The organism is Mesorhizobium sp. WSM4906, assembly GCF_029674625.1.
Taxonomy (GTDB): Bacteria; Pseudomonadota; Alphaproteobacteria; order Rhizobiales; family Rhizobiaceae; genus Mesorhizobium.
The window spans coordinates 3,917,467-3,930,644 of sequence record NZ_CP121355.1; the positions used below are offsets into that span (position 1 = coordinate 3,917,467).

General features: G+C 62.6%; 14 protein-coding genes. 6 read left to right on the forward strand and 8 right to left on the reverse strand.

The genetic code is table 11. The features are described from left to right. Positions 1–77 precede the first annotated feature (77 nt). Complete coding sequence (locus QAZ22_RS18620; RefSeq protein WP_278202202.1) at positions 78–941, reverse strand: methyltransferase domain-containing protein; 864 nt, start codon at positions 939–941, stop codon at positions 78–80. A gap of 310 nt (positions 942–1,251) precedes the next feature. Between QAZ22_RS18620 and QAZ22_RS18625 the strand changes: the two genes are divergently transcribed. Next, a complete protein-coding gene (locus tag QAZ22_RS18625; protein WP_278202203.1) occupies positions 1,252–2,952 on the forward strand; it encodes a hypothetical protein in 1,701 nt (566 codons plus the stop codon). A 56-nt stretch (positions 2,953–3,008) separates the two neighbouring features. On the opposite strand, the gene QAZ22_RS18630 is transcribed toward QAZ22_RS18625, so the two are convergent. Beyond that, entirely contained in the window at positions 3,009–3,890 is an 882-nt protein-coding gene (locus tag QAZ22_RS18630; protein ID WP_278202204.1) for a DMT family transporter, read from the reverse strand. A gap of 178 nt (positions 3,891–4,068) precedes the next feature. Between QAZ22_RS18630 and QAZ22_RS18635 the strand changes: the two genes are divergently transcribed. Beyond that, complete coding sequence (locus QAZ22_RS18635) at positions 4,069–4,572, forward strand: hypothetical protein (RefSeq protein WP_278202205.1); 504 nt, start codon at positions 4,069–4,071, stop codon at positions 4,570–4,572. 24 nt (positions 4,573–4,596) lie between these two features. On the opposite strand, the gene QAZ22_RS18640 is transcribed toward QAZ22_RS18635, so the two are convergent. Beyond that, positions 4,597–5,925 (reverse strand): DNA polymerase IV, encoded by a 1,329-nt coding sequence (locus QAZ22_RS18640; RefSeq protein ID WP_278202206.1) that lies wholly within the window; start codon positions 5,923–5,925, stop codon positions 4,597–4,599. 65 nt (positions 5,926–5,990) lie between these two features. Here QAZ22_RS18640 and QAZ22_RS18645 point away from each other — a divergent pair, with 65 nt between their 5' ends. Together QAZ22_RS18645 and QAZ22_RS18650 are read left to right on the forward strand one after the other, a co-directional pair. Continuing rightward, complete coding sequence (locus QAZ22_RS18645; protein WP_278202207.1) at positions 5,991–6,566, forward strand: GNAT family N-acetyltransferase; 576 nt, start codon at positions 5,991–5,993, stop codon at positions 6,564–6,566. A gap of 102 nt (positions 6,567–6,668) precedes the next feature. Then, on the forward strand, positions 6,669–8,177 hold the full coding sequence (locus QAZ22_RS18650; protein WP_278202208.1) for a hypothetical protein: 1,509 nt from the start codon (positions 6,669–6,671) through the stop codon (positions 8,175–8,177). Positions 8,178–8,186: 9 nt separating this feature from the next. Here the strand turns inward: QAZ22_RS18650 and QAZ22_RS18655 are convergent, their stop codons facing one another. Both QAZ22_RS18655 and QAZ22_RS18660 read right to left on the reverse strand, forming a co-directional pair. Next, positions 8,187–8,840, reverse strand: coding sequence for a hypothetical protein (locus QAZ22_RS18655; RefSeq protein ID WP_278202209.1), 654 nt, complete (start codon positions 8,838–8,840; stop codon positions 8,187–8,189). Further along, complete coding sequence (locus QAZ22_RS18660) at positions 8,837–9,136, reverse strand: DUF3572 domain-containing protein (RefSeq protein ID WP_278202210.1); 300 nt, start codon at positions 9,134–9,136, stop codon at positions 8,837–8,839. The genes QAZ22_RS18655 and QAZ22_RS18660 overlap by 4 nt, the downstream gene beginning before the upstream one ends. Positions 9,137–9,374: 238 nt before the next feature. Between QAZ22_RS18660 and QAZ22_RS18665 the strand changes: the two genes are divergently transcribed. After that, complete coding sequence (locus QAZ22_RS18665) at positions 9,375–9,746, forward strand: response regulator (protein ID WP_027166515.1); 372 nt, start codon at positions 9,375–9,377, stop codon at positions 9,744–9,746. Between the two features lie 21 nt (positions 9,747–9,767). Beyond that, complete coding sequence (locus QAZ22_RS18670; protein ID WP_278202211.1) at positions 9,768–11,141, forward strand: PleD family two-component system response regulator; 1,374 nt, start codon at positions 9,768–9,770, stop codon at positions 11,139–11,141. A 777-nt stretch (positions 11,142–11,918) separates the two neighbouring features. Here QAZ22_RS18670 and rpmG read toward each other — a convergent pair. The 3 genes from rpmG to QAZ22_RS18685 form a co-directional block, all read right to left on the reverse strand. Beyond that, the gene (rpmG, locus tag QAZ22_RS18675; RefSeq protein WP_040995604.1) at positions 11,919–12,086 is read right to left on the reverse strand and encodes a 50S ribosomal protein L33; all 168 of its coding nucleotides are present in this window, start codon (positions 12,084–12,086) and stop codon (positions 11,919–11,921) included. A 155-nt stretch (positions 12,087–12,241) separates the two neighbouring features. Continuing rightward, positions 12,242–12,604: a nuclear transport factor 2 family protein gene (locus tag QAZ22_RS18680; protein ID WP_278202212.1), complete on the reverse strand. Its 363-nt coding sequence runs from the start codon at positions 12,602–12,604 to the stop codon at positions 12,242–12,244. A gap of 40 nt (positions 12,605–12,644) precedes the next feature. Next, a complete protein-coding gene (locus QAZ22_RS18685; protein WP_278202213.1) occupies positions 12,645–13,085 on the reverse strand; it encodes a hypothetical protein in 441 nt (146 codons plus the stop codon). Positions 13,086–13,178 lie beyond the last annotated feature (93 nt).

A 13,178-nucleotide genomic window follows, 5' to 3' on the forward strand; every position in this document is an offset into this window, starting at 1 on the left:
CGCGATCAAAGCCACCGCCTGTCGGCCTGTGCCGCGGGTGTTAGGCGTGATGTGTGCCGACTTACACGCCAGTCGAATTATTTGATCGCGATGGTGCTGAGCATACTGGCGATCCGGTGACTCTCTGGGCGATCGACAAGCAATTTGTCGATGAACTTGAGCGGGAATGTTAGCGTTAAGACTGCGCCCTTCGCCAACATGTAGCGGGTCCGGTTCTCCCGACCCACAATTACCCCAACGTACTCGGAAAGGATGTTGACGATTGCACTCGTCGGTCCCTGATGCGTTTGAACCTCAACGCTTCCAAACCGCCGAAGAAGCTGCTCGATTCCGTCCTTCGTGAAGTTGCAGTAATGAGCGGGGTAGCCATGATACGGAAACAGGAACGGATTGATGCACAGCAGCTTGCCTCCTGGCCTCAGGACGCGCATCACTTCATCGACCACCGCAGCCGGATTGGGAACATGCTCGATCACGCTATCCAGAATGACGTAATCGACTGAGTTGCTCGGAAGGGGGGTGTGCTCGATATCCGCGACGAGATCGACATTCGGTGCGGGGAACAAGTCTATATTGAGCACGTCGGAGCGGATGCGCCGAGCGCCGGAGCCGAACTCAATGACTATAGCGTGTTCAGGCACCGATGCTAGAAACGAGTTCAGCGTGTCGTGCGGTGAATACTCGCTTGTGATGAGTCGTTTCAGCGAATTGTAGAGGCGGGCGCGGGTGCTGGTGCCGGCATACGCCTCTTCATGGAAGCTGGCGTCGAAGCCTTGCCTTACCGGTGGCTCGGCAAAGAACGGAATGCCCTGTCGTATGGGATAGATGGCGGAGCAAGACTTGCATGTTAGGGTAACTGGGTCGGCCGCAAGCTCAGCATAGCAGGTTGGGCAGACAAGGCCCGACGTGAATTTGGATTGCAGCACGCGCTGTCCTTTCAAGTCTCCACATTATTTGGGAGAGCAGGTTATCATGCATGAATATAGGCATTTCTTAACGGGAGAAGGCTAACAGTTGTTAAAATCCGCTCGATGCAAGCTAAACGGGCGGACTCGGCAAGAACCCACTATCCACATGCGCGACCAAGATAACGCAACGCGGTTTCGGCATGGTGTTCGGGCAAATAACCACGTCGAGACCGAGGTGAAGTTGCCCTCCTCAAATTCGCTGTTTGCGGGCGGGGCGGTAGCGATCGGGGGCGCAGCCGGCGGTACGCGGGTGGCTCTCTCTGAGCCAGGGGTCGGGGGTATCTTGGACACGCGAGCACTTGCACACAGATCAAGCCTGCTGTTCGGTTTCGGGCAGCGCCAAGCAATGACTTTTCTGAGCGTCCTGATTGCGCTCAAGATCATTTTGCTCTTCACCTTGGCTTGGAACGCTCGCTTTGTCATGGACGAATTCGTCCAACTCGGATGGGCCAAGTATTTCTCCAATGGCCTGTTCGGCACGATTTGGCATGCCAAGGCGGTCGGCTATGCGGTTTTCTACGAGATCGCCCACCAGGTTGGCTGGGATGCCACGTCGATTCTGCTTGCCGGCCGTATGCAGACTGCACTGCTGGCGTGCGGGACCATTGCTTTCGTTTATGCATGCGCCCGCGCCCTTGGCGAAGACCGCGTGCGTGCCTTGATCATCGTCCTTCTCCTCCTGTGCTTCTCGAATTTCATGGAGCGCATCTTTCGCACCGTCGCCGAACCGCTGGCGGTGTTCTTCGCCATTGCGTCGCTGCTGGTCGTTTTGCGGGCGCGTGAATTGAGGGGATGGCAACTGGTCGCCGCCGGCGTACTAAGTGGCCTGTCGTTTCTCGCTACTCAGAAATCGCTCTACTTCAATCTTGCGCTCGGCCTTGGTCTGGTCGTTGACGCAGCGTTGATGAGACGCTACGCGACAGGCATCGTCCGCGGCGTATGGCTCGTGCTGGGGTGGACCGTTCCCATAGTTGCCTATTGCTTCATCTTCGGCGGCACCGATCCTGTTCCGATTGCCAGGAACCTCATATTCGGCCCTCTTGAAATCGCGGCGCGCGGGGGCGGTGACTACGGGGGGCTGAGGCGCTTCGTGGTTCAAACGCTGGCGCGGAACTATGTTCTTTACGTCTTCTGTTTCGCCGGCATGGCTCTGTCCCTGACGCAGATCATGAAGCTCGATGAACGGAGGCGGATTGCGCTGATCTTCTCCGTCGTCATCACGGTGCTGGTTTTCGCGCACGACCAGCCGTGGCCATACGTGTTCATCATGGCGTTGCCGTTCATGTCGCTATGGTCATTGACGATGCTCGACGGTATCGCAACCCGTACGCGTTACCTGCGCCTCGCGTGGATAGCTCTGGCCACGGCGATGGCGATAAGCTTCGTTGCCAATCTGCTCTACCTTCGCTTCGACAATGCGGCTCAACTTGAACTGGTGGCGCGCGCGGAGTCGTTGCTTGCACCGAATGAGCGGTACTTCGACGGCGTGGGAATGCTGCCCAACCGGATGGAGCCGACCACCTTGTGGCTCGACAAACACTATGTGCTCAAGACTTTGCGGGAAAGCGGGCGCTCCGAGGCGTACAGCGTCCTGAGCAAATCTCCGCCGAAGTTGATCCTGTGGTCCTATCGGATGGACTATATCTATCCAGTGGTCGCGCCCGTGATCTTGAACAGCTACGTCCGTGTCGCGCCAAATCTCAGGATCGCCGGTGCTCGCCTTCATCCCGGTGAGCGGAAGATCTTTGAGGTTCCGATCGCTGGAAGCTACGCGCTCTACGGCGCCGATGGAACACCGTTGCCGGGCCAGGTCGAAATCGACGGCGCCGTGCTTGATCCGCCATTTCAGCTTACGACCGGACCGAAGACTGTAGTATTGCGCAACGGCGCAGGCGAAGCCTTGCTGCTGCCGACGGGCTCGTACGCCGGACATTTCAAGGCCGGCGGTGACAACGAATTTCTATTTGATGGCGTCTACGACTGAGCGCTGCTGTGGACGCGGCGGCTGAACCAGGCGACCGACCAGTGAATGGCTTGTAGCTACGAGGCGGCGACTTCGGCCGTCTGCGGCGCCTTCTTCTGCAGGTTGAGCAGGTTGCCGGCCAGGATCAGCGCGGCGCCGCCGGCGGTGAAGACGTCGATCTGTTCGTGATAGAGCAGCCAGCCGATCAGCGCCGACAGCGGCACGCGCAGGAAATCCATCGGCGAAATGACGGTCGCATCGGCGTGGCTGAGCGCGCGGGCCATGCAGAAATGCGAAGACATGCCCGTGAAGGCGACCACGAATATCGACGGCCAGAGTTCGACGGCCGGGCTGCGCCAGACGTAGAGCGCCGGAAGGAGGCCGACCGCGGACTGGATGATCAGCATCCAGAAGATGATGCGCACGACGCTGTCGGTGCGCGTCAGCGACTTGACCATGACCACCGACACGCCGAAGCACATCGCGGCGCCCAGCACGACGAGGTGACCGGGATCGATGGAGCCGACGCCCGGACGCACGATGATCACCACGCCGATCAGCCCCAGCACGATCGCCGTCAGCCTTGGCCGCGACAGCCTTTCGCCGAGAAAGCTCACCGCCAGGATCGCGGTCCAGATCGGGGTCGTGAACTCGATCGAGATCAGCACGGCCAGCGGAATCAAGGTCAGCGCATAGAGCCAGGCGGCCTGGCCGGCATAATGAACGACGTTGCGCGCGAGGTGGGCGAGCGGGCGCTCGGTGCGCATCGCCTTGAAGCCGCCGCTCGTCATCACCAACGGCAGCAGGATGAAAAAGCCGATCACCGAACGCAGCTCCAGCACCTGGAAGACATTGAGCGCGGCCGTCGCGGTGCGGCCGGCGACCGACATCGCCAGGAACGAGGCGATCGACAGCGCCATCCAGAGGGCGGCCTTGGTGATCGAGGGAGCGGGTGCCATGGCGCTATTTCGCAAGCCGGACCTTCGACTGCAACCGCTAGTCGACGCATTCGACTGGGCCAGTCCGGGCCGCGCCGGGGCGGCGTTAAAAAACAGTCACGATGAAGGCGGAACCTGCGGCCGTCGCAGGCGTTCGAGTCGTCATATTCGCAGCCTTTCGATGCTGGGGGAGATTCCGATGAAATCGATGATGTTGTGTCTGCTCGCCGGCTGCCTGACGGCGGCGACGGACGCACGTGCCGACGATGCCGATTTCTTGCGCTCGTTTCAGGGCAGCTTCGCCGGCAACGGCACCTACAAGGTAAGCGCCAGCGCGCCGACGGTGAATATCTCCTGCGACTTCAAATCCGGCGCTACCTCGACCTCGCTGTCGCTCGATGGCAAATGTCGCGGGCTCATCCTGATGACGCGGGAGATCAGCGCGGATCTGAAGGCCACCGGCAGGGGCTATAGCGGCGTCTATATCGGCTCGCGCACGGGACCGGCGCAGTTGAACGGCAGCCGCTCGGGCAATGCGCTCAATCTCGGCATCCGCTGGGCAAAGGAGGTCAATGGCGACCGCAAGGCGCAATTGACCGTCGAAAAGACCGGCAGCGACGGCATGCGGCTGACCGTGACGGATGTCGATCCGAAAACCGGCAAGACCATGGTGACGAGCCGGATCGACCTGAAGCGCACCTGACCACCGCTGCACTGCCGGCCGGCTTCAATCCTCAAGCGGCTCGGGCGGATTGGCGCTGCGGCCCTTGCCGAACGTATAGCCTGTCTCGACGGCCTTTCTGCCGAACTTGTCGCGCAGCTCGTCGATGGCCGTTTCGGCCAGCGCGCGCTTGCGCGACTGAAGGTCGACCAGATCCGGCGGGTCGGCCTTGCCGTCGTCGGAGAGATCGCTGACGCCGATGCCGAGCAGCCGGAACTTCGTGCCGTCGGCCTCGCGGCGCAAGAGATCAAGCCCGGTCTGGAAGATGCGGTCGGCAAGTCGTGTCGGGTCGCCGAGCTGGCGGTTGCGGGTACGGAGCTTGAAATCCTGCGTCTTCAGCTTCAGCACCACTGTGCGTCCAGCAATGCCGGATTTCTTCAGCCGCGCCGAGACTTTCTCCGACAGCCCGCGCAGCACCGGCGCCAGTTCCGCCAGGGAGCCGATATCGTTGTCGAAAGTGGTTTCGGCCGACACGCTCTTGGCGTCGCCGTCCGGGTCGACGCGGCGGTCGTCCTCGCCGCGCGAAAGCCGGTAGAGCCGGTCGCCCATAACACCGTAGCGGCGCATCAGCTCGCCGCGCTCCATGCGCTGCAGCTGGGCGATCATGCGGATGCCGTCGCGCTCCAGCGTCGCGGCCAGCGCCTTGCCGACGCCCCAGATCATTGTCACCGGCTGCGCCGCGAGGAAGCTTGGCGCTTCGGCTTCGCCGATGACCGAAAAGCCGCGCGGCTTGCGGAAGTCCGACGCGATCTTGGCCAGGAATTTGCAGTAGGAAAGGCCGGAGGAAACGGTGATGCCAAGCTCCTTTTCGACGGTCTGCGCGAAGCGGGCCAGCACAAGCGCCGGCGGCATGCCGTGCAGCCGCTCGGTGCCGGCGAGGTCGAGAAACGCCTCGTCGATCGACAGCGGCTCGACCAGCGGCGTCAGCGCCTGCATCAGCGCGCGCACCTGGCGGCCGACGCCGACATATTTTTCCATGTTGGGCGGAATGACCACGGCTTCGGGGCAGGCCTCGAGCGCCTTGAACATCGGCATCGCCGAGCGCACGCCCTGGATGCGGGCGATGTAGCAGGCGGTGGAGACGACGCCGCGCCTGCCGCCGCCGACGATCACCGGCTTGTCCTTCAGCGCGGGATTGTCGCGCTTTTCGATCGCCGCGTAGAAGGCATCGCAGTCGATATGGGCGATGTGCAGCCGGTAGAGCTCGGGATGGCGCACAAGCCGCGGACTGCCGCAGCGCTCGCAGCGGCGCGTCTCGGCACGCTGCAGCGCCAAGCAGTCGCGGCAAAAACCGTGTTCGGGATTATTGACAGGAGCCGCCATCGCTGCGAACATAAAGAGAACAAATGCAATGGTACGACAGCGCAGTGCCGGCAACAAGCTTGGCCTGGGGAGAATGCATGAGCACGACCATAGCACCGCTGACACCTGAGCGCTGGGTCGACTTCGAGGACCTCTTCGGCAAGCAGGGCGCCTGTTACGGCTGCTGGTGCACGCATTTCCGGCTGACGCCGGCGGAGCGACGCGCCAGCGACCGCGAACGCAACAAGGATCACATCAAGGCGCGTATCGAAGCCGGCCCGCCGCCGGGGCTTCTGGCTTTCGAAGACGGCAAGGCGGTCGGCTGGATGCAGATCGGCCCGCGCGCCGACGTGCCCGAATGGAACAATCAGGGCAGGGGCTCGGCGCCGGTAGATCCTGCCGATGCCGGCGATCCGAACGTCTGGGCGATCTCCTGCTTCTTCATCCGCGTCAAGGCGCGGGGCAGGGGCATCACGCACCGCCTCGTCGACGGCGGCATCGCCTTTGCCCGCGACAACGGCGCCAGGCTGCTGGAGGCCTGCCCGATCGACCTGTCGCGCGATTCGCGCTCGATCGGGCTGTTCGTCGGCTCGTCGCGGGTGTTCGAGAAGGCCGGGTTCGAGAGGCTTCTTGAGCGCAAACCCGGCAGGCCGCTGATGCGGCTGGTGCTTTAGCGGCATGAGCTTTTGGCGTACAGTCGTCGTCTTGCGGCTGTAACGCATCTTTCCTACCAGAAGCACGAAACGATTTTCGCCTTCCGAGAACGGAGAACCGACGTGAAGCATATTTTGCCAATTGTTGCGGCTCTTGCGTTCAGCGTGCCTGCTGTGGCCCAGACGGTCGACAGTCAAGGCGCCAAGCAGCTTTCCGACAATCTGGCGCGCTATTTCGGCAAGCAGGCGTTCGACAAGGGCGTGCTCAAGGTCTCGGTCGAAGGCGGCGCCTACAAGATCGCGCTCGACATCAAGGCGCTGGTCGATGCCATGCCGAAAGAGAAGCCGCTGAGATTCGATCTCGCGCCCTATGCCTTGATGGTGAAGCCGCGCAGCGACGGATCCTGGGACGTCGCCTCGGATTTCTCGCAAAGCATGGCCTTCGAATTCAACGGGCCGGAGGGCCCGCAAAGCATGCAACTCGCGGTCAAGGACGGCAAGGGCACCGCCGTTTACGATCCGAATCTCGCCGCTTTCACCAGCGGCGCGAGCTCAATGGCCGGCATGACGATGACATCGCGGGAAGCCAAGCAGCAGGCGGACGTCACCGCCGGCGCCGGCACCGCGACCATTGCCGCCACCAAGTCGGCCAATGGCGGCGTCGACTTCACGGCGACGCAGAAGGTCTTGAGCTTCGTCGAGACGATCAAGATCGACGATCCCGACAATGGAATGAGTTTTCCGCTGACGCTGAGAACGCCGGAACTGTCGGTGGAAGCGAAGGGCAAAGGCGTGCGGACGAAGCCGCTGCTCGACCTGCTTGCCTTTGCCGTGGCTAATGAGGACGAGGCCAAGCTCAAGGCCAACCAGGCGGAGCTCAAGACGCTGCTGCAGGCCGCGCTGCCCGTGTGGGAAAGGATAGACGGCAACTACGGCTTCAAGGATTTCGAGGTGGAGAGCCCCGTCGGCAAATTCGGGGCGAAGCAGTTCAGCACGACGGTCGGCATGGACGGCGTCTCCCAGAGCGGCAAAGTCGACTACGCCATCAAGGCCTCCGGCCTGACGATCCCGCAGCAGACGCTGCCCGGCTGGAGCATCGCGCTGCTGCCGACGGATGTCGACCTCAATTTCGGCGGCGCCAATATCGATCTCGACACCATGGCGAAGAAGGCGATCGAGGCCTTTGATCTCAATAAGAATCCACCGCTGTCGGATGAGTTCGGCGACGCTCTGGTTGCCGATTTCCTGGCCAAGACGCCGAAATTGGTCCTCGGGCACAGCACGGTGAAGAACGGCAGCATCGAGGTCGCGATGGAAGGCGAGATGACGTTTCCGGGCAAGAAGCCGGATGCAACCGTCACCGTCGATGTCGCGGGCTACGACAAGATCGTCGAGGCCTTGCAGGAGGGTGCCAAGAGCGATGCGCAATTGGCACAGGCGTTCCCCTTCGCGCTCGCCGTCAAGGGCTTCGGCAAGACGCTGCCCGACGGCCGGCTGGAATGGGTGATCAATGCCAAGGCCGACGGCTCGGTCACGGTCAATGGCGCCATGCTGAAGCCAGCCGATGCGGTTCAGGACGACGGCTCGGGCCAGGATGACAATGGCGGGGCAGGGGCGAAACTGCAGCCCTGAGCGCGTTCGCTAAAGCCCGAGAGCGCCCGCGATCTTCGGCGCGGCCTCGTGCCAATTGTCGACGGCGATGATGTCGGCAGGCGTCGGCGGCAGGAAGGCGCGCAGCGCATTGTCGGCCATCAGGTGGAAGAGGTGCGCGTCGGCGACCGAGTTGCGCGCCGACATCAGATTGGAGGGCTGGTCGTCGACGAAGGCGACGGGCCTGCCCTTGGCGCCGCGCAACTTGGCGATGGCCGGTCCTTTGGCCATTTCCGTGGTCAGCAGCGGATAGTTCAGGCCTAGCGCGTCGAGATGCGCGCGGCGCACGGCACGATGCTTGTGCGGCATCGCGGTCAGGAGCACGATCTCGGCGCGCCGCCCGAGCGACGCCAGCGCTTCCGCCGCACCGTCGGTGATGCTTTGCCAATCGGCCTGCGCGTCGAAGAAGTCGCCGAGAAGGGCCGTGACTTCAGCCTGCTCGATCAGCCGGCCGGACACCGTCTCGGCGATGTTGCCGGTGAGGCGGAAGGAGGCGAGCGTCAGCCGGAAGCCGCGCGTCTTCAGGAAATGCGGGAACGGCCGGACGAATTCGAGCACGACGTCGTCCACGTCGAGCACCAAGAGCGGCCGGTCGTCGGCGGCTAGCTCCTCGATCTGGCGCGCGGTTTCGGGATCGTCGCTCATGTCGAGCGCTCGTGATCGTCATTGCCGAGCGGCAGCGCTCGCAAGGCCTTGCCGACGGCGGCCGGCGGCGTGCCGGTCTCCTCGGCGAAGCGCAGGAGCGTCGGCTCGTGGGCGAGGATGAACTGCAGCACGCCGGCGAGAAAGCCCGGCTCCTCAGACGCCTTGCGGATCGAGCTTGCCTCGATCCCGGTGATCGCCAGGAAGCGGGGCAACAGCTCCGGATCGCCGGCGATGAAGCCCAGCGCCCTGACGGCAAGGGTTTCCGCCTCCTCGCGCATTGACGCTGCGTTCGCCATCGCTACCTTTGCTGATGTGGATTTTGAGTCTTCCATCCGAAGTAAGGGCAAGCGTCGCCTGCGGCAAGCCTCAGCCGCTTCAGCCCCTGCACCCGCAAGCGGAATCGGTGTGCTTTTCCAACGGCCGATTTGCGTTTCGTCAATGATATTGACGTAAGGTACGTGCGGGTTGGGTGCGATCCGGCAAGGACGCATGACGGCGGTCTTCGGTTCCGGGGACAGTCGGGACGGGAAATTGATGGCTAAGAAGGTCATGATCGTCGAGGACAATGAGCTCAACATGAAGCTCTTTCGGGACCTCATCGAAGCCAGCGGTTACGAGACGGTTCGCACACGCAATGGCCTGGAAGCGCTTGATCTCGCGCGCCAGCATCGGCCGGACCTGATCCTGATGGACATCCAGTTGCCCGAGGTTTCGGGCCTGGAGGTGACCAAATGGCTGAAGGAAGACGACGAATTGCATTCTATCCCGGTCATCGCCGTCACCGCCTTCGCGATGAAGGGCGATGAGGAGCGCATCCGCCAGGGCGGTTGCGAGGCCTATATCTCCAAGCCGATCTCGGTGCCGCGCTTCATCGAGACGATCAAATCCTATCTGGGCGATGCCTGATGCCGAGCCGGAGCCTTTGAAATGACCGCGCGGATCCTCGTCGTCGATGACATTCCCGCCAATGTGCGGCTGCTGGAGGTCCGGCTGCTTGCCGAATATTTCGAGGTGCTGACGGCCGGCAACGGCCCGGACGCGATCGAGACCTGCGAGAACGGCAAGGTCGACGTCGTGCTGCTCGACGTTATGATGCCCGGCATGGACGGCTTCGAGGTGTGCAGGCGGCTGAAGAGCGACCCGGCGACCTCGCATATACCGGTGGTCATGATCACCGCGCTCGACCAGGTGTCGGACCGAGTGCGCGGCCTCGAGGCCGGCGCCGACGATTTCCTCACCAAGCCGGTCAACGACCTGCAGCTGATGACGCGGGTGAAGAGCCTGGTCAGGTTGAAGTCGCTGACCGACGAATTGCGGCTGCGCGCCTCGACCACGCGCAACATCGGCATCGAGGAGCTTTTGAGCCGCAACTTCGCCACGGAAGACACCAAGCCCAGCGTGCTTCTGGTCGACGAGCGCAAGTCGTCGATCGAGCGCATCCGCAAGATGCTGCGCGGCAGCGCCGAGCTCGACGTCGCCACCGATCCGAATGCCGGCTTCTTCCAGGCCGCCGAAACTTCCTATGAGTGCGTGCTGATCTCGACGGCCTTCACCGATTTCGATCCGCTCAGGCTCTGTTCGCAACTGCGCTCGCTCGACCGCACCCGCTTCCTGCCGATCATCCTTTTGGCCGATGCAGGCGAGGAGGGGCGCATCATCCGGGGCCTCGAGCTCGGCATCAACGACTATCTGACGCGGCCGATCGACCAGCACGAGCTGACGGCGCGCCTGCGTACGCAGGTGCGGCGCAAACGCTACAACGACCAGCTGCGCGCCAGCGTCACCCAGACCATCGAGATGGCGGTGACCGATGGGCTGACCGGACTGCACAACCGCCGCTACCTCGACAGCCATCTGCAGACGCTGTTCGACCGCGCCGTGGCGCGGCGGCGGCCGCTGTCTGTGATGATCACCGATCTCGACCGCTTCAAGTCCGTCAACGACGCTCACGGCCATGACGGGGGTGACGACGTGCTGCGCGAGTTCGCGCGGCGGCTGCGCAAGAACGTGCGCGGCATCGACCTCGCCTGCCGGTTCGGCGGCGAGGAATTCGTCGTGGTCATGCCCGACACCGATGGGCTCGTCGCCGAGAAGGTGGCCGAGCGAATCCGCGCCGAGATCGCACAGGTGCCCTTCGCAGTCGGGACCGACGGCAAGACGATCGACGTGACGGTCAGCGTCGGCGTGTCGTCGGTGCTTAAGGGATCTGATACGGTCGCGGCGCTGATGAAGCGTGCCGATCTTGCGCTCTACGAAGCCAAGAGCGGCGGCCGCAACCGGGTTGTCGCCAAGGCTGCCTAGGCGCGTCGCGCTGAACGGATTTGGGCGACGCGACTTAGGTCTTTTGATCTATGCATGCCGTTTTCTCAAAACCGCCACATACTTTTGAGCGACATGCGTTGGTGGAAGCAGCGAATATCGGATCATCCAGCAAGGTTAGGAATTTACCTTAACCCAAGCGATTCGCCAGCCGTGGTTAAGAAATGGTTGATTTTCATACGTTCTTGCGCAAATCTGCGTCGCATAGACCGAAGACGAAGCCGGCACGAGGGTAGACTGCCCGGCTCGATCCGAAAAATACCCCATGATGCTCAGGTCCGCCGCATCTCCTGGGTCCGTGGGGTCGGCCGGCCGGCGCTGGCACATAGTGGCCTCCTCGTACCGCTGCCAACCGCCGACCGGCCCCCATTTCCCGCAAATATGTTCAACCTCGCGCACAAACGGGCTGGAACCGTTTTCGCCCTGGGCCCTCGGCCACGGGCAGGAAACGGCCCATAGATCCGTTGGCTAAAGCGCGTCGCGATCCTTCGGATTCGCTCCCTGCGCTTTTAGGCTTTTGATTTTGCGCATGTCTTTGTCCCGAAACCGGTTCCCACTTTCGGGAGACATGCTTTAGCTCCGGTGCACGGCGGTCTAACGACCGGTCGCAGCGCCCATCGCTTCATCATCGCAGGGTTTCCGCGACGCCACTTCGCGGCTTGCTCCGCCTGGGATGAAACGAACACTGGATCTTGGCCGCCAGTTCAAACAAAAACGCCGCCCAGTGGGCGGCGTTTCGGCATTTCCAGGATGACCAGATTACTTGATCTTGGTTTCCTTGAACTCGACATGCTTCTTGGCGATCGGGTCGTACTTGCGGAACGACAGCTTGTCCGTCTTGGTGCGGCTGTTCTTGCTGGTCACGTAGAAGAAACCGGTGTCGGCGGTCGACAGAAGCTTGATCTTGATGTTTGCGGCTTTGGCCATGATGTTCGTCCGTTAATGTTCGTGGAGTTTTGGCCGCTGGAACACGGGGAAACACCCGGACGCGGGAAACTTGGCGCGACACATAAAGAACGCGCCCGGAAAGTCAAGCCCGCGAGGGCTTTCGCGATCGTTTCGGTTCGGGTGCCAACCGCGGGTTATGGAAGTATGGACGGCTGATCGATCACCCAAAGCCAAGTCCCGTCGCCTTGCCGGCGGGCAATTTCCACCGTCACGGCTCCATCGGGAAGGCGTGTTGAAGTGAGTGCCAAATCACCGTTGACGATGGCCGGGCGCTGATCTCCAAGCTCAAACCTTTGCCCCGCGGCCACCAGCTTGGCGTAGAAGCTGCGGATGGTATCCCTGCCGCGCGCCAATTGTGCGCCGCCGGTGTGGAGGACGGCATCGGGCTCGTAGAGAGCCGCCATGCCTTCCGCATCTCCCGCCTGCTGGCGAGAGACCAACAGCCGCGCCAGATCCTGAGGGTCGTATGCAGGCTTACGGGTTGCCTCGTCACTCATGGCGCGACTTCGTTCATCGGGCGAATTCCCAGTTCCGGCGTCACTCCGCCGCGACCTTCCAGTCGCCGGTCGTGTTCCACCAGCGGTTCGGATTGGCTCGATCGTCGAGGCCCTTGGAACGGCTGGCCAGCAGCGGCTGGATGCGGATGACCGGCTCCTCGTAGGAGTGCGCCTGGAATATGGCCTCGGCGACGCGAGCGGCAAGCGCCTGGTCGTCCGGCAGTTCGAACGACACCTCGACCGTGCCCGGCCGCCGGCGCAGCTCGATCTCGGCACCTGCGGCAGCACCTTCCAGCGTCCGGTAGCGCTCGATGCCTTGCGCCGACTGATAGGCGTTGCCGTCATACTTGCCCATGCGCAGCGGCGTGACCGCCACGACCGCCTCCATGATGCGCTCGACATCGGCCGCCGGCGCCTGGAAGCTGACAAGCAGAAGCAGTTCCATCCTGAGGGATTTGGTTTCAAAGCCGCTGTCGATCATTGCTCTGTCCTCGCTCTTCCTGCATTGGAGCGAGGTATAGCAGGGGTCCTGCTGACACGGTGATGTCAGCAGGCCAAATCTTCGGCGGACATT

What these genes read in the sequence shown, in the direction of transcription:
- QAZ22_RS18635 (WP_278202205.1), top strand. Translation starts at nt 4,069, where the DNA reads ATGAAATCGATGATGTTGTGTCTGCTCGCCGGCTGCCTGACGGCGGCG.
- QAZ22_RS18655 (WP_278202209.1), bottom strand. Translation starts at nt 8,840, where the DNA reads ATGAGCGACGATCCCGAAACCGCGCGCCAGATCGAGGAGCTAGCCGCC.
- QAZ22_RS18630 (WP_278202204.1), bottom strand. Translation starts at nt 3,890, where the DNA reads ATGGCACCCGCTCCCTCGATCACCAAGGCCGCCCTCTGGATGGCGCTG.
- QAZ22_RS18665 (WP_027166515.1), top strand. Translation starts at nt 9,375, where the DNA reads ATGGCTAAGAAGGTCATGATCGTCGAGGACAATGAGCTCAACATGAAG.
- QAZ22_RS18685 (WP_278202213.1), bottom strand. Translation starts at nt 13,085, where the DNA reads ATGATCGACAGCGGCTTTGAAACCAAATCCCTCAGGATGGAACTGCTT.
- QAZ22_RS18645 (WP_278202207.1), top strand. Translation starts at nt 5,991, where the DNA reads ATGAGCACGACCATAGCACCGCTGACACCTGAGCGCTGGGTCGACTTC.
- QAZ22_RS18670 (WP_278202211.1), top strand. Translation starts at nt 9,768, where the DNA reads ATGACCGCGCGGATCCTCGTCGTCGATGACATTCCCGCCAATGTGCGG.
- QAZ22_RS18660 (WP_278202210.1), bottom strand. Translation starts at nt 9,136, where the DNA reads ATGGCGAACGCAGCGTCAATGCGCGAGGAGGCGGAAACCCTTGCCGTC.
- rpmG (WP_040995604.1), bottom strand. Translation starts at nt 12,086, where the DNA reads ATGGCCAAAGCCGCAAACATCAAGATCAAGCTTCTGTCGACCGCCGAC.
- QAZ22_RS18640 (WP_278202206.1), bottom strand. Translation starts at nt 5,925, where the DNA reads ATGTTCGCAGCGATGGCGGCTCCTGTCAATAATCCCGAACACGGTTTT.
- QAZ22_RS18680 (WP_278202212.1), bottom strand. Translation starts at nt 12,604, where the DNA reads ATGAGTGACGAGGCAACCCGTAAGCCTGCATACGACCCTCAGGATCTG.